The following is a 26,111-nucleotide window of genomic DNA, read 5'->3' on the forward strand; positions in this document are numbered from 1 at the left end:
CGCCGCGCGCGCATGACAGCTGTGTCAGGCGGAGCGCAACGGCGCCACGTGTCAGGCCGCGCGCGCCTGCCGCACGACCCGCGCCAGCGCCCGCAGGAGGTCGCGCGCCGCCTTCACGCGTTGCGCCAAATCCATCTCCTGCAGAAGCGCGAGCTTATGGTCGGGCCGCAGCTTCACCGCGCCCTTCTGCGACTGCACCCAGGCCACCAGGCCGCCTGGGTTTGCGAAGCGGTTGCCCCGGAAGGACAGCACCACGCCTTTCGGCCCGGCATCGAGCTTCTCGACGCCCGCCTCGCGGCACAGCCGCTTGATGGCGACAACCTGCAGCAAGTTCTCGACTTCCGTCGGCACAGGCCCGAAGCGATCGGCGAGTTCGGCCGCCATCGCATCCGTCTCGGCATCCGAGGCGAGCGCGCCGATGCGGCGATAGAGGCCAAGGCGCACCGGCAGGTCCGTCACATAGGTCTCGGGGATCAGCACCGGCAGGCCGAGATTGATCTGCGGCGTCCAGTCGCGTTCGGATTCCGCGCCGTCCTTCCCCTGCCCCGCCTTGATGTCGGCGACCGCCTCCTCGAGCATCTGCTGGTACAGCTCGATGCCGACCTCGCGGATCTGGCCCGACTGCTCCTCGCCCAGCAGGTTGCCTGCGCCCCGGATGTCGAGGTCGTGGCTGGCCAAGGTGAAACCGGCGCCGAGGTTGTCGAGCGTCTGCATCACCTCGAGCCGCTTCTCGGCTGCGCCGGACAGGCGATGCGATTGCGGCCAGGTCAGGTAGGCATAGCCGCGCAGCTTCCCGCGCCCGACGCGCCCGCGCAGCTGGTACAGCTGCGCCAGGCCGAACATGTCGGCGCGGTGGATCAGCAGCGTGTTCACCGCCGGCATGTCGAGGCCGGATTCCACGATGTTGGTCGACAGCAGGATGTCGTGCTTGCCGTCACCGAACTCCGTCATCACCCGTTCCAGCTCGGTCGGGCTGATGCGGCCGTGGGCCTGGACGATGCGTGCCTCGGGCACGATCTCGGCAAGGCGTTCGGAGACCTTCGCCATGTCCTCGATGCGCGGCACGACGCAGAAGACCTGGCCGCCGCGGAAGCGCTCGCGCTGGATCGCCTCGCGGATCACCACGCTGTCCCAGGGCATGATGAAGGTGCGGACCGCAAGGCGATCGACCGGCGGCGTCGCGATGACACTCATCTCCCGCACCCCGGTCAGCGCCAGTTGCAGCGTGCGCGGGATGGGTGTGGCGGTCAGCGTCAGCACGTGCACGTCGGCCTTGAGCGACTTCAGCGCTTCCTTGTGCTTGACGCCGAAATGCTGCTCCTCGTCGACGATCACCAGACCGAGGTCGGCGAACTCCACGCCCTTGGCGAGCAGCGCATGCGTGCCGACGACGATGTTGATGTCGCCGGACTTCAGGCCCTCGCGGACCTGCGCGGCTTCCTTGGCGGTGACCATGCGCGAGAGCTGCGCGACCTTCACCGGGAATCCCTGGAAGCGCGCGGTGAAGATGCGGCTGTGCTGGCGGGCAAGCAGCGTCGTCGGCACCACCACCGCGACCTGCGCGCCGGACATCGCGACGACGAAGGCCGCCCGCAGCGCGACCTCGGTCTTGCCGAAGCCGACATCGCCGCAGATCAGCCGGTCCATCGGACGGCCCGCGGACAGGTCCTCCATCACGTCGGCGATGGCGCGCGCCTGGTCCTCGGTCTCGGCGAAGGGGAAGCGGGCGCAGAATTCGTCCCACAGGCCTTCGGGCGGCGTCGCCAGCACGCCGTCCTTCATGCGGCGGAGCGCCGCGGTGCGGATCAGCTCGCCTGCCATGTCGCGGATGCGCGACTTCGCCTTGGCCTTGCGGTTCTGCCAGGAGACGCCGCCGAGCTTGTCGAGTGCTACGCCAGCGGTCTCGGTGCCGAAGCGCGAGAGGATCTCGATGTTCTCGACCGGCACGAACAGCCGGTCGCCGCCGTCATAGGTCAGCTTGAGGCAGTCATGCGGGGCGCCGTTGACCTCGATGGTCACCAGCCCCTCGTAGCGCCCGATCCCATGGTCCTGGTGGACCACCAGGTCGCCCTCGGCGATCTCGGTCGCATCCGCGATGAACTGGTCGGCGCGGCGGCGGCGGCGCGGCGGGCGGGCGATGCGCTCGCCGAGGACGTCCTGCTCCGCGGTGACGCAGATGCCCTCGGCCACGAAGCCGCGCTCGAGGCCCATCACCACCAGGGCGACGACGCCCTCCGGCAGCGCGCGCGCGGCCTTCCAGTCCTCGGCGGAAGCCGCGGCGACGCCGTTCTCGCGCAGCAGGTTCGCCATGCGCTCGCGCGAACCCTTGGACCAGGCGGCCAGCAGAGGCCGCCGTCCCGCCTTAACCTGACCACCGGCCAAGGCGGCATAGGCGGCGAAGACGTTCTCCCCGGCCGTGCGCGCATCGGTCAGCAGCGGGCCGGGACGGCCTCCGGCCTCGATGCCCTCGACGCCGTCGGGCTTCGTGAAGGGGATGAACTGCAGGACTGGCCCTTGCGCCAGCATCTCATTCCAGCCGGCGCGGTCGAGGTGCAGCGTCTGGGGCGGCGCGGGTCGGTAGGGCACCTCGCCCTCGCTCACGCGCACCGGCACGCGGCGGGCCTGATAGTGGTCCGCGACCATCTCGAAGCGCGCCGCCGCGACGTCCTCGGCCTGGTGGTCGAGGCTGACGGAGGCGCCAGGCGCGTAGTCGATGAGCGTCGCCATGTGGTCGTGGAACAGCCCGGCCCAGTGTTCCATGCCCGGGTGCTTCCGCCCGGCGCTGACGGAGACATAGAGCGGGTCCTCCGCCGCCGCCGCGCCGAACAGGTCGCGATAGGCGCTGCGGAAGCGCGCGCGTGACTCCTCGTCGAGGAAGACCTCGCCCACCGGGCGCAGGCGCAGTTCGGGCACGACCTTGCCGCTGCGCTGGCTCGCCGTATCGAAGCGGCGCATGTCCTCGATCTCGTCGCCAAACAGGTCGAGGCGCACGGGATCCGGCTCGCCGGCCGGATAGAGATCCACGATCCCGCCGCGCACGGCGTATTCGCCGTGTTCCATCACCGTGCCGGTGCGGTGGTAGCCATTGGCCTCGAGGAAGGCGGTCAGCGCCTCCGGCTGGACGCGCCCGCCCTTCTTCAGGTGCAGGGTCGCGCCGCGGAACGTCTCGGGCGGCGGCACCTTCTGGGCGAGGGCATTGACAGTGGTGAGCAGGATCCGCGGCCGCATGGGCTGTTCGAGCAGCCGGGTCAGGGTCGCGACGCGCTCGGCGACGATCTCGGGGTTCGGGGAAACGCGGTCGTAGGGCAGGCAGTCCCAGGCGGGGAAGCGCAGCACCTCGACCTCGGGGGCGAAGAAGCCGATCGCCTCGGCCATGCGGGCCATGCGGGCGTCGTCGCGACAGACATGGACCACCGGGGCGTCGGTTTCTGCCCGGCGGCGGCACAGGAGAAGGGCGTCGAAGCCTTCGGGGGCGCCGTGGACCGGGACCGCCCTCACCGCTCCGCCCCCGGCGGGACGCCGGCGCCCGTCCGCCCGCATTCCTCGGCCATGCGGCGCAGCATCGGGCTGTCGGCCTCGGGCGGGATGGGCCGACGGCCGGACAGCCAGTCGGCGAGGTCGACGTCCCAATGCTCGAGGATCGCCTCGATGGCATCGAGGTCGGCTTCGGAGAAGGCGGCGATGTTGCGGGTGACGAAGCCGCCGATCATGAGGTCGGCTTCCTTGGTCCCGCGGTGCAGCGCGCGGAAGACGAGGCGGCGGCGACGCGGATCGAGGTCCTGGGGTTCGGGCATGGCGTGCGCGCTGGCATATAGAGGGCGATGGGAATCGTGTCAGCCCGACCCGATACGACATTGCCGCAGGGCGCCGATGCGTTGGCGCCGCTGATGGCCCCGCTTGCCGGGCTGAAGGGGGTCAAGGAGGCCGAGGCCCGGCTGATCGCCAAGGCGGCGGGCGGGACGCGGGTGCTCGACCTGCTGCTGCATCTGCCCGAACGCTACCTGGTGCGCCATCGGATCGAGCGTCCGTCCCAGGCGCCGGTGGACGGCGAGGTGCTGGTGCAGGTCGTGGTCGGCTCCCACAAGGCCGGCCGGTCGGCCCAGGGACGGCCCTACGTCCGGCTGCGCTGCGAGGCGGGCGGGGAGCCGCTGACCGCCTATCTGATGAACTGGCAGAAGGCCTGGGCCGAGAAGGCCCTGCCCGTCGGCGCGACGCGCTGGTTCGCCGGACTGCTGAAGGCCGAGGGCGAGGACCACGTCATCGTCAACCCGCAGGTCTCGGTGCGGGAGGATGGCATTCCCGCCCTCCAGCCGATCTGGCCGCTGACCGGGAAGCTGACCCAGCCGCAGGTGACGAAGGCCATGGCTGGGGCGCTGGCCCTGCTGCCAGACCTGCCCGAATGGCAGGACGCGCCGCTGCAGCGGCGGGAGAAATGGCCCGGCTTCGCCCCGGCGCTTCGCGCCATCCAGGCGCCCGCCGAGGAACCCGGCGAGGAACCGCGCCGCCGCCTCGCCTATGACGAATTGCTGTCGGGGCAGATCGCGCTCGGCCTGGTGCGACGGCGGTCGCGCGAACGGCCGGGGCGGCCGCTCTCCGGCGACGGGTCGCTGCGCGCAAAGGCTCTCGCCGCCTTCGGCTTCCCGCCCACCGAGGCACAGCGCCAGGCCGTGGCCGAGATCGATGCCGACCTTGCCGCGCCGCGCCGGATGCTCCGGCTGCTCCAGGGCGATGTCGGCGCCGGCAAGACTCTCGTCGCGGTCATGGCCATGCTCCGCGCGGTCGAGGCCGGGGCCCAAGCCGCGCTGATGGCGCCGACCGAACTCCTCGCCCGCCAGCACCTGCGGACCTTCGAGAAGCTCTGCGCCGCCGCCGGCGTGCCGGTCGCGCTGCTGACCGGCAGCGTGAAGGGCAAGGAACGCAAGCGCGTGCTCGCCGGCCTCGCGGACGGGTCGATCCCGCTGGTGCTCGGCACCCACGCCCTGTTCCAGGAAGGGGTCGCCTTCAGGGATCTGGCGCTCGCCGTGGTGGACGAGCAGCACCGCTTCGGCGTCGCCCAGCGCCTGATGCTGGCCGAGAAGGGCGACGCGGTGGACATGCTGGTCATGACCGCGACCCCCATTCCCCGCACCCTGCTGCTGACCCAATGGGGGGAAATGGCGGTCAGCCGCCTGGCCGGGAAGCCGCCCGGCCGCCAGCCCATCACCACCCGCGTCGTCAGCCAGGACCGCCTGCCCGAGATCGTGGATCGCCTCGGCGAAGCCATCGCGCGGGAGGAACGCGCCTATTGGGTGGTGCGCGCCATCACCGGGTCCGAACGCGACGATTCCGTCGCGGCCGAGGACCGCTTCGCCGAGCTCGCCGCCCGCTTCCCCGGCCAGGTCGGGCTCGCCCATGGGATGCAGGACATCGACGTGCGCGAGGCGGCGCTGGGCGACTTCGCCGCCGGACGCACCAAGATCCTGGTCGCCACCACGGTCATCGAGGTCGGCGTCGACGTGCCCGAGGCGACCATCATGCTCATCGAGCAGGCCGAACGCTTCGGCCTCGCGGCCCTGCACCAGCTGCGTGGCCGGGTTGGGCGCGGGTCCCGTCCCTCCTCCTGCCTGCTGGTCCATTCGCCAGGGCTGACGGAGGGCGAGAAGCGTCGACTGCTCGTCCTGCGCGACTCCGACGACGGCTTCGTGATCGCCGAGGAGGACCTGCGCGCCCGGGGCGGCGGGGATGCCCTCGGCGCCCGCCAGGCCGGCCTGCCCGGCGCCCGGCTGCTCGACCCGCGCGAGGACCCCGAGGAATACGGCCGCCTGGTCGAGATCGCCCATCGCGACGCCGAACTGCTGCTGCAGAAGGACCCGGGCCTCGCGGGGCCCAGGGGCCGGGCCGTCCAGTTGCTGCTGGCGATCTTCGGCCATGACATCTCCATGGCCCCGCTCGACGCCGGCTAGCGTCACGCATCGTAACGGCCCGGGGGGTTGCATCCCGGTCCCGGGCGCGTCAAATCGCCGGCCGCCCGGACCGGGCCAGCATTCGGGAGACCGGCATTGGCCGCGCTGATCGAGATCGAGCGCCTGACGAAGCGCTTCGGCGCCTTCACGGCCGTGGACGACGTGTCGTTCTCGGTCGACCGCGGGGAAGTGGTGGGCTTCCTCGGCCCCAACGGTGCGGGCAAGTCCACCACGATGAAGATGCTGGCGGGCTTCGTGACGCCGTCCGCCGGCACCGCGCGGATCTGCGGCAAGGACGTGGTGGACGATCCGGTGGCCGCCAAGCGCAGCCTCGGCTACCTGCCCGAAGGCGCGCCGACCTATCCCGAGATGACGGTCACCGCCTTCCTGAAGTTCGTCGCCCGCATCCGCGGCTACCGCGGCATCGAGGCCGGCGAGCGCGTCGAGGACGCGATGGACCTCACGCAATTGCAGGGCGTGCGGCTGCAGCCGATCGAGACGCTGTCCAAGGGCTTCAAGCGCCGCGTCGGCCTCGCGCAGGCGCTGCTGCACGACCCGCCCGTGCTGGTGCTGGACGAACCGACCGACGGTCTCGACCCCAACCAGAAGCACGAAGTGCGGGAACTGATCCGCCGCATGGCGCCGGACAAGGCGATCCTGATCTCGACCCATATCCTCGAGGAAGTGGACGCGGTCTGCACCCGCGCGATCATCATCGCCCACGGCAAGGTGCTGGCGGATTCCCCGCCCTCGGCGCTGGCGAAGCCCGGCAAGTCGCTCGAGCAGGTCTTCCGCGACCTGACCGCCCGCCCCGCGGAGGCCGCGTGATGGGCGGCACCCTGGCGGTCGCGCGACGGGAACTGGCGGGCTACTTCGCTACCCCCGTCGCCTATGTCTTCATCGTCATCTTCCTGATGATGGCCGGCGCCCTGACCTTCACGATCGGCGGCTTCTTCCAGCGCGGCCAGGCGGACCTCTCGCCCTTCTTCAACTTCGTGCCCTGGCTGTTCCTGTTCCTGGTGCCGGCGCTGACCATGCGGCTCTGGGCCGAGGAACGGCGGCTCGGGACCATCGAGCTGCTGCTGACGCTGCCGCTGCCGCAATGGCAGGCGGTGCTGGGCAAGTTCCTCGCCGCCTGGGCCTTCTGCGCCATCGCGCTGGCGCTGACCTTCCCGCTGGTGGTGACGGTCAACTACCTAGGCCGGCCGGACAACGGCGTGATCGCGGCCGGATACGTCGGCTGCCTGCTGGTCGCGGGCGCCTATCTGGCCGTCGGCGCCGCGATGTCGGCCATGACCAAGAACCAGGTCATCGCCTTCGTGCTCGCCGTCGCGGTCTGCTTCCTGTTCGCCGCGGCGGGCAGCCCGGTGGTCACCGAGTTCCTGTCCCAGCGCGTGCCCCTGCTCGCGGAACTCGCGCGTGGCATCTCGCTGATCGAGCGCTTCAACATCCTCCAGCGCGGGGTGATCGCGCTGCGCGACGTCGTCTTCTTCGCCTCCTTCATAGGCTTCTTCCTGTTCGTGAACGCGGTGGTGATCGACCACCGGAAGGCGGACTGAGCGATGAGCGGCTCCTCTTCCCCCCGTCCCGGCTCGCGCCGGGTCTGGTCCTCGGCCCTTGGCCTCGTCGCTGCGGCGGCGCTCGCCATCGGCGTGAACATGCTGGTCGACCGGCTGGCGCCCCGGGCGCGGCTCGATCTTACCCAGCAGCACCTCTACACCCTGTCCGAAGGCACGCGGTCGGTGCTGCGCGGGCTGCAGGATCCGGTGACGCTCCGGCTGTTCTACTCGCGCCGCCTCGGCGCCGCGGTGCCGGCCTATGGCTCCTATGCCGAGCGCGTGCGCGCCATGCTCGACGAGTATGTCGCGCTGTCCGGCGGCAAGGTGCGGCTCGAGGTCTTCGATCCCGAGCCCTTCAGCGAGACCGAGGACCGCGCCCTGGCCTTCGGCCTGCAGGGCGTGCCGGTCGACCAGTCGGGCGAGCAGATCTATTTCGGGCTCGCCGGCGTGAACCTTCTCGACGACGAGCGGACCATCCCCTTCTTCCAGTCCGATCGCGAACGCTTCCTCGAATTCGACCTGACGCGACTGGTCTACGAGCTGTCGAACCCGCGCCGCCCGGTCGTCGGCGTCATGTCCACCCTGCCGCTCAACGGCGACCCGCGCATGATGATGATGATGCGCAACAGCCCGCAGGCGCAGCCTTATGCGGTGATGCAGACGCTGCGGCAGTTCCTCACCGTGCAGGACGTGCCGCTCGACGCGCAGCGCATCCCAGATGCGGTGCAGGTGCTGATGGTGGTGCATCCGCAGAACCTGTCGGACGCGACGCAATACGCCATCGACCAGTTCGTCATGCGCGGCGGCAAGCTGATCGTCTTCGTCGACCCGCATTCCGAAGGCCAGGCGATGCGGCCCGGCCCGGGCGGCCAACCGCCGACCGACACGGCCTCCAGCCTCGACCGGCTGCTGAACGCCTGGGGCGTCGAGACGCCGCACGACAAGGTGGTGCTCGACCTGCGCGGGGCCTGGCGCGTGCGCGCGAACCCGACAGATCGTGTGCAGGCGGTCGACTTCGTCGCCTGGTTCAACATGCAGGGAGATTCGATCTCGGATTCCGAGGTCGCGACCGCGCAGCTGAACCAGGTCACCGTCGCTTCCGCCGGCGAGATCCGCCGCCGCGAGGGTTCGACCGTCGAGCTCATCCCCCTGCTGCGCAGCAGCGATCGTGCCATGCTCGGCGCGGTCAGCCTGGTGCGGGAGAACCCGGACCCCACGCGCATCCTCGCGGCGTTCCGCCCGGATGGCGAACGCCACGTCATCGCCGCGCGCCTGCGGGGCGAGTTCGCCTCGGCCTTCCCCGAAGGCGCGCCGGCGCTGCCCGAGGGCGCGCAGCGCCCCGCCGACTTCCCGGCCCATCGCGCCCGCACCGTGGGCCCGGCCAACATCGTCGTCGTAGCCGATGCGGACATCCTGGAGGACCGCTTCTGGGTCCGCGTGCAGGACTTCTTCGGCCAGCAGGTCGCGACGCCCTTCAGCGACAACGGCGCGCTGGTGGCAAACCTCGCCGACACGCTCTCGGGCGGGGATGCGCTGATCTCCCTGCGCTCGCGCGGTGAATCCCTGCGTCCCTTCACAGTCGTCGACGACATCCGCCGCGACGCCGACGCCCGCTTCCGAGCCACCGAACGCGAGTTGCAGGAACGCCTGCAGCAGACCGAACGCCGCCTGCGCGAGCTCCGCCAGGGCCAGGGTGGCGAACGCGGCCAGGGCAGCGCCGTCATCACGCCCGAGCAGCGCGCCGAGATTGACGCCGCCCGCGCGCAGATCCTGCAGACGCGCCAGCAGCTGCGCGCCGTGCAGCTCGATCTTCGCCGCGACATCGAGCGGACGGAGACCTGGCTGAAGGTGCTTAACATCGCGGCGGTGCCGCTGCTGCTCGCGCTCTTCGCCATCGGCCTCGGCGTCGCGCGGTCGCGCCGGCGCGCCGCGGCGCGGTCCTGAGGAGAGACGCCGATGCAGCGCCGCACCCTCCTCCTCGTCAGCGCGGCCGCGGTCGCGACCATCGGCGGCGCGCTGTTGCTGCAGCCGGACAATGCGCCGCCGCCGGCGCCGGAAGCCGGCGCGCTGGCCTTCCCGGGCCTCGCCCAGCGGCTGCAGGGCGCTGCACGGATCGAGGCGAAGCGCCATGACGGCACGCTCGAGGTCGTCCGCCGCGGCGAGACCTGGGGGCTGCCCTCCAAGGGCGGCTACCCGGTGCGGCAGGAGAAGGTGCGCGAACTGCTCACCGGCCTGACCGAGCTGCGCCTGACCGAGCCGCGCACGGCGAACCCCGAGATGCTGGATCGCCTCGGTCTCGAGGACCCGTCACGGGAGGGCGCGACGTCGACGCTGCTGCGCGTACTCGACGCCCAGGGCGGGGTGATCGCGGAGCTTGTGATCGGGCGCCGGCGCGTCCGCACCCAGGGCAACGTGCCGGAGGCCGCCTTCGTGCGCCGGCCCAACGAGAGCCAGGCCTGGCTCGCCGAGGGTCGCATCCCGGTCGACGCGGACCCGCAGCTCTGGCTCGATCGCGACATCGCGAACCTGCCGCGCGAACGCGTCCGCCGCGTCGCCATCAATCGTACGGGCGAGCCGCCCCTGGTGCTGACGCGCGCCGAGGGCCCGGACGGCAAGCTCGAGGTCACGACGCCGGCCGATGCGCCGCCGACGGATGAGAGCAGCCTCGACGAAGTCGGCCGCGCCTTCGAGTTCCTCACATTCCTCGACGTGAAGCCCGAGGCCGAGATCCCCGGCGAGGCGCTGGGCGAAGCGCGGTTTGAACTCTCGGACAACCTCGCCATCGTCGTGCGCCCCCGCAAGGATGGCGACGCGATCTGGGTGACGCTGGCCGCCGAGGGCGACGACGAGGCCGCACGGCTGAACGCCCGCTGGCGCGGCTGGGCCTACCAGGTCGGCCAGTGGAAGGAGAAGGCCTTCGTGCCGCTCCTGGCCGAGCTGCGTCGCCAGGAAGAACCCGCCCCCGCGCCTGAGCCCGAGGGCGAGACCCCGGCGCCCGAGGCGCCCGCCGAAGCCCCGCGCCAGCAGTGACGGGGCGGGAATACCCCGACCGTCCCTGGGTCGGCATCGGCTGCATCGTCTTCAAGGAAGGCCGCGTCCTGCTGGTCCGGCGCGGCAAGCCGCCGCGCATGGGCCACTGGTCGCTGCCCGGCGGCGCGCAGCATGTTGGCGAGCGCGCGGAGGAAGCGGCCCGGCGCGAATTGCGCGAGGAAGCAGGCATCGAGGTTGGCCCGCTCTCACTCGCGATCGTCATCGACGGCATCACCCGCGACGAGGACGGGCGCGCCCGCTACCACTACACGATCATCGACTTCGCCGCGGAATGGGTGAACGGCGAGGCCGTCGCGGCCGACGACGTCAGCGAGGTGGCCTGGGTCCATCCCGACGATTTCGCGCCCTTCGAGCTGACGCCCGAGACGCATCGCGCGGTCGCGGCGGCGCGGGACGCGCTCGCCCGACGGGCCACGGAGGCCGGCTGACCGACGCGCGGCGGCCCGCCCGCCGGCTTTTCGTTGCGCCGCCCGTCCCGGCTCCGCATTGTAACGGCGCAACGAAACCCATGGAAACGCCAGCATGGTGAAGCGTCCCCTCGTCGTCCTTTCGGCCCTTCTGTGCGGCATCGCGCCCGTGGCCTGGGCGCAGAGCACGCCGGCGGTCGTCTACTGCGTGAACAACCGCATCATGGTCGAGCGCGCGACCATGTCGCAGATGCAGAGCGGCCGCGGCCATTCCGAGATCTGCATCATCGGGCCCTCCTTCGACTTCCAGCCGGACGGCGTGACCTGGGTGCGGCAGAACCTGCGCTCCGATGTCGGCGGGAGCTGCCGCTGCCGCTGAGGCGCCCCTTCCCCCGCAGCGTCACTCGCGGCAGGCTCCGGCCGACAACGAAGCCGGAGACCTTCCCATGACAACGCCACCTGCGCTGCGCCGCCGCCACCTCATCGGCGGTGCGGCGGGGCTGATCGCGGCGCCGGGCCCGGCAGGCGCCCAGCCCGTCGCCGGCGGCCGCCCGCTGCGCGTCATCGTCCCCTTCCCGCCCGGTGGCGCGGTCGACATCACCAGCCGCCTCTTCGCCGAAAAGCTCGGCCCGGTGCTCGGCCAGACCGTGGTGGTCGAGAACCGCGGCGGCGCCGGCGGGCTGATCGGCGCCGACGCTCTCGCGAAGGGGGAGAAGGATGGCGGCGTCATCGCGCTGATCAGCGCGACCACCTGGTGCGCCGCGCAGTTCATGCATGCGCGGATGCCCTTCGATCCGCAGCGCGACCTCACGCCCATCACCCAGTTGACCGACGGCGCGCTGCTCTGCGTGGTGAACGCGCAGACGGCGCAGCAACGTGGCTGGACCGATTTCCGCGCCCTGATCCGGTGGTCGCAGGCGAATCCCGAGCAGGTGCGAATGGGCTCCTCGGGCTCGGGCACCTCCTCGCATCTCAACATCTCGGCGATCAACCGCTTCGCGGATGCCAAGATCCTGCACGTGCCCTATCGCGGCGGCGGGCCGGCCATCAACGACCTGCTCGCCGGCAACATCGACATGATGTTCGACGTCATGCCGGCGCTGATGCCGCATGTCGAAGGCGGGAAGTTCAAGGCGCTGGCGGTCTCCTCGGCCGATCCGCTGCCGATGCTGCCCAATATCCCCGGCATGAAGTCCTTCGCCGATCTCGGCCTCGGCGACCATGCGTTGGTCAACTGGAACGTGGTGACGACCGCCGGCGGCACGCCCGCCCCCGTCGTCCAGCGCCTGTTCGAGGCGGTACAGACCGTCGCCCGCCAGCGGGAATTCGTCGAGCGCCTCTCGCCGCTCGGCTACGGGATCGTGCTGAGCGACAGCCCCGCCGCGGCGGGTGCGATGATCCGCGCCGAGACGCCGCGCTGGCAGCGCCTGGTCGAGATCTCCGGCGCGCGGATGGAATAGGTCAGCCGCGCCGGCCCTCCCACGCCTCCCGCTTGCGATAGAGCGTGGAAGGGCTGACGCCGAGGAAGGCCGCCGCCTTCGGGATGTTGCCGCCGCACAGGCGGATCGCGTCCTCGATCGCCTCGCGCTCGACCTCGGCCAGCGGGCGGATGCGCCGCGCCGGATCGACCGGGCGGGTCGGCACCTCGGCCGCCTGCGCGACCGCCCCGCCGCGGACGGTGACCGGCAGCATGGCGGCGGTCACTTCCTCCCCGTCATGCAGCACGACCGCCGTGCGGATGGCGTTCTCCAGTTCGCGGACATTGCCGGGCCAGCGATGGGCGCGCAGCAGCGCGAGCGCCTCCGGCGCGAAATGGGTGAAGCGCTTGCCTTCCTCCGCGGCGCTGCGCGCGAGGAAGGCCTCGGCCAGCAGGACGATGTCCTCGCCCCTGTCGCGCAGCGGCGGCAATGCGACCGGGACGACGTGCAGCCGGTAATACAGGTCCTCGCGGAACCGTCCGGCGCGCACCTCGGCCAACGGGTCCCGGTTGGTGGCGCAGACGAAGCGCACATCGGTCGTCAGCGGCTTCGTCGCGCCCACCGGCACGAAGGTCCCGGTCTGGATGAAGCGCAGCAGCTTGCCCTGCAGCGCCAGGTCCATCTCGCAGATCTCGTCGAGGAACAGCGTTCCGCCATCGGCCGCCCGCGCCGCGCCGGGGCGATCGGCGACCGCCCCAGTGAAGGCGCCGCGGACATGGCCGAAGATCTCGCTCTCGATCAGGTCCTTCGGGATGGCGGCGCAGTTCAGCGCGACGAAGGGACCCTCCCGTCGCGGGGACAGCGCATGCACCGCCTCCGCGGCGAGTTCCTTGCCCGTCCCGCTTTCCCCGGTGACGAAGACCGTGGCGCGGGAAGCCGCCGCGTTCTCTATGATGCGGTAGACGCCCTGCATCGCCGGCGCCGCGCCGATGAAGCCCGCGAAACCGCGCCGCGCGGCCCCGGCCGACAGGGTCGCGACCTCCTTCCGCAGCGCCGCGCGGTCGAGCACGTTGGCGAGGGTGACGACGAGGCGCTCGGCGGCGAAGGGCTTCACCAGGAAGTCGGCGGCGCCGGCGCGCATGGCCTCGACCGCGGTCGCCACGGATCCGTGCGCCGTCATCACGACGACGGGCGGCGGCGAGCGCAGGGCGCGGATTTCGGCGAGCAGCGACAGGCCGTCCCCGTCCGGCAGCCGCAGGTCGAGCATCACCGCATCGGGCGGGCGCGACGCCAGAACGGCCCGCGCCGCGGCGAGGCTCGGCGCGTGGTCGATCTCGTAGGCCTCCTCGCGCAGGTATTCGCGGTAGAGCGCGGCGAGCGAGAGGGTGTCCTCGACCAGCAGCAGCCGCGCCGGCACGCGCCTGTCAGCCCCGGCCCGGGCGAAGCGCCGCGGCGACGAGGAAGATGCCCGCCGGCACCAGCCACCCGGCCCAGACCGGCAGCGACAGGAACGGATAGACCAGCACGTCCCACAGCGCGGAGGTCGCGTAGCGGGCGACGATGCTCTCGGCTGTCGTCAAGGTGGACCCGGCGAGCGCATCCCCCACCGTGCGGCCCGGCCCCGCGTAGAGCGCCGTCAGCAACGACGCGACGAGGAAGACGATGGCGAGGGTGCGCAGGATCATCAGGTCATGCCCAGAGTCGTTCGTTCTGCAGGCCGGTATACAGGCCCGCGACGTATTCGGCGTAGCCGTTGAACAGCTGCGTCGGGATCCGCGCATTGGTCCCGAGCACGCGCTCGCTTGCCTGGCTCCAGCGCGGATGGGCGACCTCGGGGTTCACATTGGCCCAGAAGCCGTATTCGCTGGCCTGGATCTGCTCCCAGAAGGAGACCGGGCGGCGGTCGGTGAGCGTGATCCGCACGATGCTCTTGCCCGCCTTGAAGCCGTACTTCCAGGGCTGGTGGAAGCGGATCGGACCGCCATTCTGCGGCGGCAGCAGCTTGCCGTAGGCGCCGACCACGAGGAACGACAGCTCGTTGGCCGCCTCGGCGACCGTGCATCCCTCGATGTAGGGCCAGGGATACCAGGACTGCCGCAGGCCGGGCATGACCGCGGGGATCGCCGCCGTCTCGAACACCACGTAGCGGGCCGAGGCCAACGGCTTCACCACCTCCAGCAGCGCCGAGATCGGGAAGCCGGTCCAGGGCACCACCATCGACCAGGCCTCGACGCACCGCAGGCGATAGACCCGCTCCTCGAGCGGCATGGTGCGCAGCAGGTCCTCGATGCCGAACTCGCGCGGCGTCTCGACCATGCCCTCGACCTTCACGGTCCAGGGGCGCTGCGGCAGGCGCTGGGCGGGCCGGCTGATGCCCTTGTCGCTGCCGAACTCGTAGTAATTGTTGAAGGTGGTCGCCTCGCGCTCGCCGGTGATGTCGCGGCCCGGCGCGTAGCGCGTGTTGCGCATGGCGCGCAGCGGCGCCGCCTCCTGCGCGGTGGCCATGGCGGGCGCGGCCATCAGGCCGGCGCCGGCAAGCATGGCCTTGCGGCGGCCGAACACCAGGTGCTCTGGCGTGACGCGGGCCTCGGGGATCTCCCAGCCGCGACGGATCCGGATCGGCATCGTGAACTCTCCCATCCCCCGACAGAATCAGGCGTCCGGCGGGGATTACAAGCGCCTCGTCACGATCCCGGGCGCGGCAGCACGGCGGCGGGCGGCTGGCCCGTCGCCGTGGTGACGCGGTAGAGGCGATAGGCCTCGGCCTCGATGCCGCGCCGGGAACGAAGCAGCCGCCCGTCGGGGCCGGCGATCTCGTCGGCGCCGGGCCAGTTCGGGGGCCACTCCCCTCGCCTTTCGCTGCGAAGCAGCAGACCGGTTACGCCCGGCTGTGGCGCCGGCAGCGAGAAAAACCGCCAGCGCGGATCCATGGCGACGACCACGATCCCCGGCGGCAGGCGGAAGGCCAGGACCGAGGCCAGGCCGTATTCCTCGGCCGCGACGAAGCCGGCGCCCTCCTGCCGCGCGCGCGACGCGACCGCCGCGGCGAAATCGTCCCACCCGCCCAGCCGCGCGAGCGTCGGGTCCTGCCCGCGCCGCAGCGCGACCGGCGCCGCCACCGCCTGCAGATAGACCGCCCCACACATGACGCCGCCCAGCGCCACGGCCGGAACGCGCAACCGCCGCCAGCGGGCGGCCTCGAGCAGTGCGGCCGCCGCGATTGCCGCCGCCGGGTAGAGGATCGCCGGCCAGTTCCCCTGCACCCGGCTCCCGAGCGATTGCCAGACGAACAGCGCCGCCCCCGGCAGGATCAGCGCCGCGACCAGCAGCGCCGCGGCATCCCGCCGGCGCCACCAGGCCCAGGCCGCCGCGCCGGCACCGGCGACGCAGAGCAGGAAGACCAGCGGCGTCGCCAGCGCCGCCTGCCCGCCGACCAGCTCCCCGAAGTAACGCAGGGATTGCCCCATCCCGCCGCTCGCCGTGCGTCCGCCCTGCTTGGCGAAGGACGCCCAGTCATGCGCGGCGTTCCACAGCACGACCGGCGCGAAGGCGCCTGCCGCGATCGCCCCGCCCGCCCAGACCTGCCAACGCAACAGCCAGCGGCGCGCCCCGACATCCAGCAGCATCCAAAGCACGAGACCCGCGCCGAACAGCACCATGGTGTACTTGCTCGCCAGCCCGAGCCCGGCGAAGAGGCCGATGGCAAGCCACCAGCGCCCGTCCTGCGTCCGGTGCAGCCGCGCGGCCGCCCACAGGGCGCAGGTCCAGAAGAACAGCAGCGGCGTGTCCGGCGTCATGGTCACGCCGCCGACGCCAGCGAGCAGGGTTGCGTTCAACAGTGCCGCAGCCCAGGGCCCGGCCTTGCGGCCAGGGAAGAGGTCCTCGGCCGCGCGGGCCAGCAGGACGGAGCCCAGCGCCAGCGACAGCGGCCCCAGCAGGCGCACGCCGAGTGCCGTCTCCCCCGCGATCGCCGTGCCCGCGCGGATGAACAGCGCGACCATCGGTGGGTGGTCGAGGTAGCCGCCCTGCAGGTCGCGCGACCAGACCCAGTAATAGGCCTCGTCGGGTGCGAGCGGCGTCAGTCCCGCCACCACGAGGCGCAGCGCCGTCAGCGCCGCGAGCGCGGCGAGCCAGGGCATCAGCGCGCGCGCCACACCAGGGTGGAGGAGACCGCGTAGTTCCACACCACCGTCAGCATCGCCCCCGCCGCGCCGGCCACGCCCCAGCCCGCCACGCCGTCGCGCAGCAGCAACCCGGCGATGCCGACATTGGCCACCGCGCCGATGCCGCAGACGACGTAGAACAGGACCAGGCCGCGCAGCAGCCGCGGCCCGCGCAGTCGCCGGTCGCGATAGGTGATGCGGTTGTTGAGCAGGAAGTTTGCCGTCATCGCGACCAGCGTCGCCGCCCATTGCGCCGGCCAGAAGCCAACCGGCCCGATGCCGTGCAGCAATCCGAGCACCATCAGGTGCACCAGCACGCCGATGCCGCCCACCAGGGCGAAGGCCATGAAGCGCAGTGGCACGATGCCGCCCATCGCCTTGTCCGCCAGCAGACCGCCGAATTCCAGCAGCACCGTGGCGTCGAGCTTGCTCTCCCCGGCTTCCCGCGCGCGGAAGGTGTAGGGGATCTCCGCCACCCGCAGCGGACGCCCGGCCGAGAGCAGCACGTCGAGCAGGATCTTGAACCCCGTCGCGGTCAGCCGCGGCGCGAGCTCGTCGAACAGCGCGCGCGGCAGGGCGAAGTAGCCGCTCATCGGGTCAGCGACCTTCACCGGCAGGGCGGCATTCGCAAGTGCCGCACCGCCGTCCGAGACCATGCGGCGGATCGGGGACAGGCCCTCCCCCTTCGTCCCGCCCTCGACATTACGGCTGCCGACGGCGATCTCGGCCTCCCCGGATTCGAGGGCGGCGAGCATCCGCGGCAGGATCGTCTCGTCGTGCTGCAGGTCGCCGTCGATGACCGCGACATAGGGCGCGGCGGTGGACAGGATGCCCTCGACGCAGGCCGAGGCGAGGCCCCGCCGGCCGATGCGCCGGATGCAGCGGATGCGGGTGTCCTGCGCCGCGATCGCCTTGGCGCGCGCGGCGGTCCCGTCGGGGCTGTCGTCGTCGACGAAGATCGCTTCCCAGGGGATACCCGCGAGCGCCGCATCCAGCCGCGCCACCATGGGCGCGACGTTTGCGGCTTCGTTGTAGCAGGGGATGACGACTGCGAGTCGTGGCGGGGCTGGCTCCGTCATGTCGGCTTCCTGCGCCGGCCGGCGCGGAAGGGCAAGGGAGGTCTCAGCCCCCCGGCAGGGCGCCCGGCCGGCCGAACAGGTAGCCCTGGCCGAAGCCGACGCCGAGGTCCCGCATCAGCGCGGCCTGGGCCTCGGTCTCGATGCGCTCGGCGACCACCTCGGCGCCCACGGTGCGGGCGAGGTCGACCATGGCGGCGATGAAGCCCCGGTCGCGGGCGCTTTCGACGGCATTGGACACGTAGATGCCGTCCACCTTGACGAAGTCGACGCGGAAGGCGCGCAGGTACCGGAAGGCCGCCGCCCCGGCGCCGAAATCGTCGAGGCAGATCGGCAGCCCCAGGTCGCGCAGCGCATCGACGGTGTGGCGGGCCTCGGGCTCGTCCTCGATCTCGGCGGTCTCGGTGATCTCGACCAGCAGGCGCTCGGCCAGCGCCGGGGCCTCCCGCAACATGCCGCAGAGCCGGTCCCGGAACGCGTGGGACTGCAGCGACAGGCCCGACAGGTTGCAGGCGATCCGCGACCCGCTGGCGGCGCGGGCGGCCTCGCAGGCGGTCTCGACGACTGCCCAGTCCAGGGCCTCCGACAGCCCGACGGTTTCGGCGAGGGCGATGAACTCCGAGGCTTCCGAGAACGGCGTCCCCGGCGTCGGGATGGGGCGCAGCAGGGCCTCGTAGTGGTGCGGCCGGCGGTCGGCCAGCAGCACGATGGGCTGGAAGGCCAGGCGGAAGCGACGATCCGCGATGGTCGCCCGCAGCGCCGCCGCACGCTCCGCCGCGCTGTCGACGAAGCCCGCCAGGCCACCGGCGAAGCCCGCCTTTTCCAGCGCCGCATCGCCGCCGCGGGCGAAGGCGGACAGCGCGAAGCGCAGCGCGCGCGTGGCCTGCAGCGGGCTCAGCCCCTCCCCGGCCAGCGGCAGGGCGCGGGTGCCGATCCGTCCCGGGAGCCCGTGCTGCGCCAGCAGCCGCGCGACATTCGCCGCGACCTGGCCGAGATCCGCCATCCCCTCCCCCGGCAGGATGCCGAAGCGCCCGGCGCCGAAATCCGCCGCCACCGTCCCGGTCCCGCCCTGCGCCGCGAGCACGGCCTGGATGCGCGCCGCGAGGTCCGCGCGCGGCGCCAGCGCCCCGCCATCGCCGGTCAGCTCGATCAGGCCGAGCGCGGCCGGGCCGTCATCCCGGCGCAGCACTTCCTCGGCCGCGCGCGCGAGGCCCGGCCCCCCGGGCAGTGGCCCGCCCGGAAGGTCGTCCGGCAAGGGCGAGAATGTCAGGCAGAAGCGCCCCGAACGCCCCGGCGCGGCGAGGCCCGCGACGCTGAAGGCCGAACGGTCGCGGTCTGACAGGCGGATGGCGGTCGGCCGGATGCGCCCCGTGGCGTTGAGCAGCTCGAGCGCCGTCCCCATCCCCGAGCGCAGGTCCCGCGCCACGAGTTCCTGGACGGAGTGGCCCAGGAAGGTGCGGCCCGGCCGCCCGAAGCGGGCGGGAAAAGCGCCCTCGGCGAAGGTGATCCGACCTTCGGTGTCGGTCTCGACCAGCAGCTCGGCGGCGGCGAAGGCGAAGGTCAGGAATCGGTCCGCGGAGCTGGCGATCGGGTGGCGAACGGTTTCCTGCATGGCGCGTCCTGGGGCGAGGCGCGCATCCTCGCCCCAGGACATTAAGCGGCGGTGAAGGTTCTCCCGCCGGGGCGGAGGGGACGGCGCCCCTCCGGCGCCGTCACTTCACGAGCGAGAAGCTCGTCGGCCGCAGCCCCATCACGGTCTGCTGCTTCAGCGCGCCGAGGCCGGCGACCATCTTGCCGAATTCCTGCCACTGCGGGTCGTTGGCCATGGCGGTGCGGCGCGCATCGCGGTCGCCGTAGGATTCGTACAGCCAGCAGAAGACCACCTGGTTGATCGGGCCGATCTCGGTCACCGCGAAGACCAGCAGCTGGCCGAGCAGGCGCTGCTGCACCGGCAGGCCGACCTCCTGATAGGCCTTCAGCCAGGCCGGCATCTTGCCCGGGACGAAGTCGTAGGTACGGTGATCGACCACCATGCCGGTGCCGGCGATCTTGCGCTCGAACTTGAAGCCCTTGGCCGACTGGATGGGGGAGAAGGAGGTCGGCTTCAGGAACTTCACCTCCTGCTGCATCAGGCAGCCGGCGGAATGCTTCTTGAACTCGGTCCACTGCGCGTCCGTCTCGCGCGCCGCGATGCCGGCGTCGCGGGTGTCGATGTCGTCCCAGCCGCGCATGAAGACGAAGCGGTTGATCGGCCCGACATCGGCCACGAAGGTGCCGAGCGAGGGCGCGCCGAGGGTGCGCTGCGAGGCCGGGAAGCCGAACTTCTCGAAGGCGTCGAGCCACACGGGCTGCTTGCCGGGGTGGAAGGTGTACTGGCGGTGCTCGATGTACATCGCGTTTCCTCTGGAAGCGGGCGCGGCACCATCGGCCGCGCGGTGCGCTGGCGCAAGGCGGGGGCGTGCCGGTGCCGTTGCGGGAATGCGCCGGACGACGCATTCCCCGAACAAGCCTCAGGCCGCCGGCAGGATCACGCCCTTGCCGTCGGTCTGGCGGTCGAACAGGCGATAGGCTTCCTCCGCCTGGTCCAGCCGCCAGCGATGGGTGAACAGCGCATCGACGTTGATGCCGCGGTCGGCGACGTAGCGCGCGCATTCCGCCTGGCCGACGGTCGAGAAGGTCCAGGACCCGATCAGCGTCACCTGCCGGCGCAGCAGGTCGGGCGAGACGTCGAGCGTCACATCCCCGCCCTCCCCCACGAAGCAGGCCTTGCCCCAGGTGCGGACGCATTGCACCGCCTGGCGCCGCGCGAGCGGGTTGGAAGAGGCGTCGAGCGAGGCATGCGCGCCGAGCCCGTGCGTCGCTTCCTTGATCGCGCCCAGCACGTCGTTGGTCTCGGTCGGATTGATCAGCAGGTCGGCGCCGAAATCCTTGGCGCGGCCCAGGCGTTCGGGCGAGGTGTCGAGCGCGATCACCCGCGCCCCCATCTTCGCGGCGAGCAGCGTCGCCGACAGCCCGACCGGCCCCTGGCCGAACACCGCGATGGTCTGGTCCCCGGTCAGGCCAAGCCGCTGCAAGGCGCCCCAGGCCGTGCCCGTGCCGCAGGAGATCGCCGCGCCGGTCTCGAAGGACAGTTCCTCGGGCAGTTCCACCAGCGTGCGGGCGGGGCATTTCAGGTAGCGCGCATGGCCGCCATGGCCGGTCGCGCCATAGACCTCCTTCACGCCCTCGTCGCAGAGCTGCATCCAGCCGGTATTGCAGCGCGGGCAGACGCCGCAGCCGCGGTAGTGATGCTGCATGGCGCGCATCCCGACCCAGGCCTGGTTGGGGGCCACGCCCTGCCCGACCGCGACGACCACGCCGCAGGGCTCGTGCCCGGCGATGATGGGCCCGGAGGTCGCGCCGAGCCCGAGTGCCGCCGTCCGCCCCGGCCCGCCCGGGGCGCGGTAGAACTTCAGGTCGCTGCCGCACATGCCCGAGGCGCGGATCTCGAGCACCACTTCGCCCGGGCCCGGCGTGGGATCGGGGAAATCCATCAGCTCGAGCTTCCGGTCCCCGGTAAAGACGACACCCTTCATTGGCATTCCTCCTGGACCACGGAGCCAAGCACCGGGGCGCGGATCGGTCCAGGCGGCGGGGATGTTGCGGTGCCGCAAAATCGCAATGCCCCGGCCGCCGGTTTCTGCTCTACGTCAAGGCGGCGGTCGGGCACCCATGAGATGCGGAGGTCCGACGCAGTATGAGAGGTGCACCGTGCCGACCGAATCCCGCCCGATCGATCCGCTGCCCACCGTGTGGGACCCGAACAGCCGCGTCGGCGACATGCTGAAGGGCAAGCGCGGCCTGGTCGTCGGCATCGCGAACGCCGATTCCATCGCCTATGGCTGCGCGGTGAAGCTGCGCGCCTTCGGCGCCGATCTCGCCGTAACCTACCTGAACGAAAAGGCCGAGAAATACGTCCGCCCGCTGGCCGAGCAACTCCAGGCCGAGATCATCGCCCCGCTCGACGTCCAGCAGCCCGGCCAGCTCGAGGCGCTGTTCGAGCGCATCGGCCGGGAGTGGGGCCGGCTCGACTTCGTGATCCACTCCATCGCCTTCGCCCCGCGGGCGGACCTGCACGGCCGCGTCATCGACTGCAGCGCGGAAGGCTTCGCCCAGGCGATGCATGTCTCCTGCTGGTCGTTCCTGCGCATGGCGAAGCTGGCCGAACCGCTGATGACGCAGGGCGGCGTGCTCGTCACCATGTCCTACTACGGCGCCGACAAGGTGGTCGGGAACTACAACCTCATGGGACCGGTGAAGGCCGCGCTCGAGGGCGCGGTGCGCTATGCGGCGGACGAGCTCGGCGAGAAGGGCATCCGCGTCTTCGCCGTCTCCCCCGGCCCGCTCAAGACGCGCGCCGCCTCGGGCATCGCGCAGTTCGACGAGCTGGTGCAGATGGCCCAGGAACGCGCCCCCCAGCACCGGCTGGTGGACATCGCGGAGGTCGGGCGCGTCGTCTCCTTCCTGGTGGGCGGCGCCTCCTCGGGCATGACGGGCGACACGATCTACGTGGACGCCGGGCTGCACAACGTCGCATGAGCACGCAACGCAAGGCCCTGACCCCGGAGCAGGCGGCGGCCCTGGTGCCGGACGGCGCGACGGTGATGATCGGCGGCTTCCTCGGCGTCGGCTCCCCGCGGCGGGTGATCGACGCGCTCGTCGCGCGCGGCGCGAAGGGGCTGACGGTGATCGGCAACGACACCGGACGGCCGGAACTCGGCATCGGGAAGCTGGTGGTCGCGGGCTGCGTGTCGAAGGTCATCGTCAGCCACATCGGCACCAATCCGGTGACCCAGCAGAAGATGATGGCCGGGGAGATCGCCGTGGAACTGGTCCCCCAGGGCACGCTCGCCGAACGCATCCGGGCCGGCGGGGCGGGCCTCGGCGGCATCCTGACGCCCACCGGGGTCGGGACGACCGTCGCCGAGGGCAAGCAGGTCCTCACGGTCGACGGCCGCGACTACCTGCTGGAGAAGCCGCTGCGCGCCGATGTCGCGCTGCTGCACTGCTACGAGGCCGACTACTACGCCAACCTGACCTACCGGCTGACGGCGCAGAACTTCAACCCGCTGATGGCCATGGCCGCCGACACTGTCATCGCCGAGCCGGACGAGGTGGTGCCGATCGGCGTCATCCCGCCCGACCATGTCCGCACGCCGGGCATCCTGGTCACGCACCTCGTCGAGAGGCCGCACTGATGGACGCCAAGGAGATCATCGCCCGCCGCGTGGCGCAGGAACTGCGCGACCGGACGCTCGTGAACCTCGGCATCGGGCTGCCGACGCTGGTCGCGCGCTACGTGCCGGAAGGGATGCTCGTCGCCTTCCAGAGCGAGAACGGCATCATCGGCTTCGGCGCCCGCCCGCCCGAGGGGATGGAAGACCCCAACCTGACCGATGCCGGGGGCGGCTTCATCAGCGCCCTGCCCGGTGCCTTCGCCTTCGACAGCGCGACCTCCTTCGCGCTGATCCGCGGGGGGCACATGGACATGACCGTGCTCGGCGGGCTGCAGGTGGATGCCAGGGGGCGGCTCGCCAACTGGATGGTGCCGGGCAAGATGGTCGCCGGCATGGGGGGCGCGATGGACCTCGTCGCCGGGGCGCGGCGCGTCGTCGTCGCGATGCAGCATGCGGCCAAGGGTGAGGCCAAGATCGTGCCCGAACTGACCCTGCCGCCGACCTCCGCGCGGCCGGTGAGCCTGGTGGTGACGGACCTCGCCGTGATCGAGCCCACGCCGCAGGGCCTGGTCCTGCGCGAACGCGCGCCGGGCGTGGCCGTCGAGGAGATCCTGGCCGCCACGACCGCGCCGCTGACCGTTCCAGACACCGTGCCGGAGATGAGCCTGTGACGATCACCGCCCCTGCCCTGGTCGGGCGTTCCTGGGACGACATCAAGGAAGGCGAGAGCGCGAGCATCACCCGCGTCTGCACGCCGAACGACCTGGTCGTCTTCGCCCATGCCTCGGGCAACCTGAATCCGGTCCACCTGCCCGGCGAGGCCGAGCAGGAGACCGGCCGCGCGCCGGTCGCGCCCGCCATGTGGTGCGGCTCGCTCTTCTCGGCGGTGTTCGGCAACCGGCTGCCGGGGCCCGGCACGGTCTACCGCTCCCAGACCCTGCGCTTCCATTCGCGCGTCGAGGCGGGCGATGCCGTGGTCGCGACGGTGACGGTGCGGGAGAAGCTGCCGGGCAACCTGCTGGTGATGGATTGCCGGCTCGATCGTGACGACGGGACGCTGGTCGCGGACGGTGTCGCCGAGATCAGCCCGCCTTCGACGCGGCTCGTCACCGATGGCGTCGTGATTCCGGAACTGACGCTGGTCCCGCGCGGGAAGTTCTCTCGCCTGTTGCAGGCGTGCCGCGGCATCCCGCCGATGCCGACCGCGGTCGCGGCGCCGACCGACGACAATTCCCTCGGCGGCGCCTGGGAGGCGACGAAGGAAGGCCTGATCGCCCCCATCCTGGTTGGCCCCGAGGCCAAGATCCGCGCCGAGGCGGAGAAGATCGGCTGGGACCTCTCCGGCGTCGCGATCGAGAACGTCGCCGACGCCCACGACGCCCCCGCCCGCGCCGTCTGCCTGGTCCATGAGGGCAAGGCCGAGGCGGTGATGAAGGGCAACATCCATTCCGACGAGGTGCTGCGCCACGTCACCAAGTCCGATGGCGGGCTGCGCGCGGGACGGCGCATCAGCCATTGCTTCGTGCTCGACATCCCGGGCCACGAAGGGCTGATGATCATCACCGACGCGGCGATCAACATCCTGCCGGACCTGACCACCAAGGCCGACATCGTGCAGAACGCGATCGACCTGGCGCAGGCGATCGGCATCGCCGAGCCGCGGGTCGGCATCCTCTCGGCCGTCGAGACCATCAATCCCGCGATGCCGTCCACCATCGACGCGGCGGCGCTCGCGAAGATGGCCGATCGCGGGCAGATCAAGGGCGGCCTGGTCGACGGTCCGCTCGCCATGGACAACGCCGTGGACCTCGAGGCCGCGCGCACCAAGGGCATCCATTCCACCGTCGCCGGCCGGGCCGACGTGCTGGTGGCGCCGAACCTCGAGGCGGGGAACATGCTGGCCAAGCAGCTGGTGTTCCTCTCCCAGGCCGATACCGGCGGCATCGTGGTCGGCGCCAAGGTGCCGGTGATGCTGACCTCGCGCGCCGATGACGAGCATGCCCGGCTGATGTCGGCCGCGCTCGCGGTGCTCTACGGCCATTGGCGGCGCACCGGGAAATGCCTCGTGCCGGAGATCGGCGCATGACGAGCGACGCGATCCTCGTCCTCAACGCCGGTTCCTCCTCCATCAAGTTCGAGCTCTTCGAAATCGTTGGCGGCGACGCGGAGACGCGCTTCGAAGGGCAGATGGAGGGCATCGGCGCCAGCCCCCACCTGATCGCGCGCGACGCGACGCGGCATGTGCTGGCCGACCATCGCTGGGCCGGGCCGGACGTCTCGAACCACGGCGCCGCGCTCGAGGTCATCGCCAAGGAACTCTCACCGGCCATGGCCGGGCGGCGGATCATCGCGGTCGGCCACCGCGTGGTGCATGGCGGGCCGGACCTCGTCGCGCCCGTGCTGATCGACGATGCGGTGATGGCGCGGCTCGAGGCGCTGGCCCCACTCGCCCCGCTGCACCAGCCGCACAACATCGCGGGCATCGCGGCGTCCCGCGCGCGGCTGCCGGGCGTGCCGCAGGTCGCCTGCTTCGACACCTCCTTCCATCGCAGCCATGCCTGGGAGGCCGACACCTTCGGCCTGCCGCCCGAATTCTACGCCCGCGGCATCCGGCGCTACGGCTTCCACGGGCTGTCCTACGAATACATCGCCGCCAACCTCGCCGAGGAGGAACCCGCTTTGGCCTCGGGACGCGTGGTCGTGGCGCATCTCGGCAACGGCTCCTCGCTCTGCGCCATGCGCGGCGGGCGGAGCGTCGACAGCACCATGGGATTCACCGCGCTGGACGGCGTGCCGATGGGCACCCGCTGCGGGCAGATCGACCCCGGCGTGCTGCTGCACCTGCTGATGACGGAGGGCATGGAGCCCGCGGCGCTGCAGAAGCTGCTCTATGGCAATGCCGGGCTGAAGGGGATGTCCGGGATCAGCCAGGACGTCCGCGACCTCGAGGCCAGCGCCGAGCCCCGCGCCGCCCAGGCGCTCGCCTATTACGCCTGGCGGGTGCGGCGGGAGGTCGGGGCGCTGGCGGCGGCCCTTGGCGGCCTCGACGCCCTGGTCTTCACGGCGGGCATCGGGGAGAACGCACGGGACCTGCGCGCCCGCATCTGCGAGGGTCTCGGCTTCCTCGGCATCGAGCTCGATCCGGTGCGGAATCAAGCCAATGAGCGGGAGATCTCCCGCCCCGGGGCGGCCACCCGCGTGCTGGTCCGCGCCACCGACGAGGAAGGCATGATCGCCCGGCATGTGCTGAATTTGTTGCGCCGCAGCAAATAGGCTTGA

The 26,111-nt window shown here is 71.6% G+C and carries 23 protein-coding genes; 13 read left to right on the forward strand and 10 right to left on the reverse strand.

Annotated features, from left to right (window positions below; all coding sequences use genetic code 11):
• Positions 1 to 51 precede the first annotated feature (51 nt).
• Together mfd and GWK15_RS02115 are read right to left on the reverse strand one after the other, a co-directional pair.
• Entirely contained in the window at positions 52 to 3,540 is a 3,489-nt protein-coding gene (mfd, locus tag GWK15_RS02110; RefSeq protein ID WP_168038585.1) for a transcription-repair coupling factor, read from the reverse strand.
• Complete coding sequence (locus tag GWK15_RS02115) at positions 3,495 to 3,794, reverse strand: FAD assembly factor SdhE (RefSeq protein WP_168038587.1); 300 nt, start codon at positions 3,792 to 3,794, stop codon at positions 3,495 to 3,497. The genes mfd and GWK15_RS02115 overlap by 46 nt, the downstream gene beginning before the upstream one ends.
• A 27-nt stretch (positions 3,795 to 3,821) precedes the next feature.
• Here GWK15_RS02115 and recG point away from each other — a divergent pair, with 27 nt between their 5' ends.
• From recG to GWK15_RS02155, 8 genes are all read left to right on the forward strand, one after another.
• Positions 3,822 to 5,942 (forward strand): ATP-dependent DNA helicase RecG, encoded by a 2,121-nt coding sequence (gene recG, locus GWK15_RS02120; RefSeq protein WP_168038591.1) that lies wholly within the window; start codon positions 3,822 to 3,824, stop codon positions 5,940 to 5,942.
• Positions 5,943 to 6,038: 96 nt separating this feature from the next.
• The gene (locus GWK15_RS02125; RefSeq protein ID WP_168038593.1) at positions 6,039 to 6,770 is read left to right on the forward strand and encodes an ABC transporter ATP-binding protein; all 732 of its coding nucleotides are present in this window, start codon (positions 6,039 to 6,041) and stop codon (positions 6,768 to 6,770) included.
• The gene (locus tag GWK15_RS02130) at positions 6,770 to 7,501 is read left to right on the forward strand and encodes an ABC transporter permease (RefSeq protein ID WP_168038595.1); all 732 of its coding nucleotides are present in this window, start codon (positions 6,770 to 6,772) and stop codon (positions 7,499 to 7,501) included. Before GWK15_RS02125 ends, GWK15_RS02130 begins: the two co-directional genes overlap by 1 nt.
• 3 nt (positions 7,502 to 7,504) lie before the next feature.
• Positions 7,505 to 9,445: a GldG family protein gene (locus tag GWK15_RS02135; RefSeq protein ID WP_168038597.1), complete on the forward strand. Its 1,941-nt coding sequence runs from the start codon at positions 7,505 to 7,507 to the stop codon at positions 9,443 to 9,445.
• Between the two features lie 12 nt (positions 9,446 to 9,457).
• Positions 9,458 to 10,531 (forward strand): DUF4340 domain-containing protein, encoded by a 1,074-nt coding sequence (locus GWK15_RS02140; protein ID WP_168038599.1) that lies wholly within the window; start codon positions 9,458 to 9,460, stop codon positions 10,529 to 10,531.
• Positions 10,528 to 10,980 (forward strand): NUDIX domain-containing protein, encoded by a 453-nt coding sequence (locus tag GWK15_RS02145; RefSeq protein WP_168038601.1) that lies wholly within the window; start codon positions 10,528 to 10,530, stop codon positions 10,978 to 10,980. Before GWK15_RS02140 ends, GWK15_RS02145 begins: the two co-directional genes overlap by 4 nt.
• A gap of 94 nt (positions 10,981 to 11,074) precedes the next feature.
• Complete coding sequence (locus GWK15_RS02150; RefSeq protein ID WP_168038603.1) at positions 11,075 to 11,338, forward strand: hypothetical protein; 264 nt, start codon at positions 11,075 to 11,077, stop codon at positions 11,336 to 11,338.
• A 67-nt stretch (positions 11,339 to 11,405) separates the two neighbouring features.
• Positions 11,406 to 12,419: a Bug family tripartite tricarboxylate transporter substrate binding protein gene (locus GWK15_RS02155; RefSeq protein ID WP_168038605.1), complete on the forward strand. Its 1,014-nt coding sequence runs from the start codon at positions 11,406 to 11,408 to the stop codon at positions 12,417 to 12,419.
• 1 nt (position 12,420) lies between these two features.
• On the opposite strand, the gene GWK15_RS02160 is transcribed toward GWK15_RS02155, so the two are convergent.
• From GWK15_RS02160 to GWK15_RS02195, 8 genes are all read right to left on the reverse strand, one after another.
• Positions 12,421 to 13,794 carry a sigma 54-interacting transcriptional regulator gene (locus GWK15_RS02160; protein ID WP_168038607.1) on the reverse strand — a complete coding sequence of 458 codons (1,374 nt, stop codon included), beginning with the start codon at positions 13,792 to 13,794 and terminating at the stop codon, positions 12,421 to 12,423.
• A gap of 7 nt (positions 13,795 to 13,801) precedes the next feature.
• A complete protein-coding gene (locus GWK15_RS02165) occupies positions 13,802 to 14,062 on the reverse strand; it encodes a hypothetical protein (protein ID WP_168038609.1) in 261 nt (86 codons plus the stop codon).
• Positions 14,063 to 14,066: 4 nt separating this feature from the next.
• Entirely contained in the window at positions 14,067 to 15,002 is a 936-nt protein-coding gene (msrP, locus tag GWK15_RS02170) for a protein-methionine-sulfoxide reductase catalytic subunit MsrP (RefSeq protein WP_168038611.1), read from the reverse strand.
• A 59-nt stretch (positions 15,003 to 15,061) separates the two neighbouring features.
• A complete protein-coding gene (locus GWK15_RS02175) occupies positions 15,062 to 16,531 on the reverse strand; it encodes a glycosyltransferase family 39 protein (protein ID WP_338147173.1) in 1,470 nt (489 codons plus the stop codon).
• Positions 16,516 to 17,619, reverse strand: coding sequence for a glycosyltransferase (locus tag GWK15_RS02180; RefSeq protein WP_168038613.1), 1,104 nt, complete (start codon positions 17,617 to 17,619; stop codon positions 16,516 to 16,518). Before GWK15_RS02180 ends, GWK15_RS02175 begins: the two co-directional genes overlap by 16 nt.
• 43 nt (positions 17,620 to 17,662) lie before the next feature.
• Positions 17,663 to 19,228 (reverse strand): EAL domain-containing protein, encoded by a 1,566-nt coding sequence (locus GWK15_RS02185; protein ID WP_168038615.1) that lies wholly within the window; start codon positions 19,226 to 19,228, stop codon positions 17,663 to 17,665.
• A gap of 100 nt (positions 19,229 to 19,328) precedes the next feature.
• The gene (locus tag GWK15_RS02190; RefSeq protein ID WP_168038617.1) at positions 19,329 to 20,009 is read right to left on the reverse strand and encodes an NIPSNAP family protein; all 681 of its coding nucleotides are present in this window, start codon (positions 20,007 to 20,009) and stop codon (positions 19,329 to 19,331) included.
• A gap of 117 nt (positions 20,010 to 20,126) precedes the next feature.
• The gene (locus GWK15_RS02195) at positions 20,127 to 21,191 is read right to left on the reverse strand and encodes a zinc-dependent alcohol dehydrogenase family protein (protein ID WP_168038619.1); all 1,065 of its coding nucleotides are present in this window, start codon (positions 21,189 to 21,191) and stop codon (positions 20,127 to 20,129) included.
• Between the two features lie 175 nt (positions 21,192 to 21,366).
• Here GWK15_RS02195 and fabI point away from each other — a divergent pair, with 175 nt between their 5' ends.
• From fabI to GWK15_RS02220, 5 genes are read left to right on the forward strand one after another with little or no spacing between them, the layout of a single operon-like run.
• A complete protein-coding gene (gene fabI, locus GWK15_RS02200) occupies positions 21,367 to 22,194 on the forward strand; it encodes an enoyl-ACP reductase FabI (RefSeq protein WP_456306826.1) in 828 nt (275 codons plus the stop codon).
• Positions 22,191 to 22,853 (forward strand): CoA transferase subunit A, encoded by a 663-nt coding sequence (locus tag GWK15_RS02205; protein ID WP_168038621.1) that lies wholly within the window; start codon positions 22,191 to 22,193, stop codon positions 22,851 to 22,853. Before fabI ends, GWK15_RS02205 begins: the two co-directional genes overlap by 4 nt.
• Positions 22,853 to 23,503 carry a 3-oxoacid CoA-transferase subunit B gene (locus tag GWK15_RS02210; protein ID WP_168038623.1) on the forward strand — a complete coding sequence of 217 codons (651 nt, stop codon included), beginning with the start codon at positions 22,853 to 22,855 and terminating at the stop codon, positions 23,501 to 23,503. The genes GWK15_RS02205 and GWK15_RS02210 overlap by 1 nt, the downstream gene beginning before the upstream one ends.
• On the forward strand, positions 23,500 to 24,918 hold the full coding sequence (locus GWK15_RS02215; protein WP_338147174.1) for a bifunctional enoyl-CoA hydratase/phosphate acetyltransferase: 1,419 nt from the start codon (positions 23,500 to 23,502) through the stop codon (positions 24,916 to 24,918). Before GWK15_RS02210 ends, GWK15_RS02215 begins: the two co-directional genes overlap by 4 nt.
• Positions 24,915 to 26,105, forward strand: a complete 1,191-nt coding sequence (locus tag GWK15_RS02220) for an acetate/propionate family kinase (protein ID WP_168038625.1) — start codon at positions 24,915 to 24,917, stop codon at positions 26,103 to 26,105. Before GWK15_RS02215 ends, GWK15_RS02220 begins: the two co-directional genes overlap by 4 nt.
• The last annotated feature ends 6 nt before the right edge of the window (positions 26,106 to 26,111 follow it).

The sequence above is a fragment of the Neoroseomonas oryzicola genome (assembly GCF_012163135.1).
In the GTDB taxonomy this organism is placed as follows: Bacteria; Pseudomonadota; Alphaproteobacteria; order Acetobacterales; family Acetobacteraceae; genus Neoroseomonas; species Neoroseomonas oryzicola.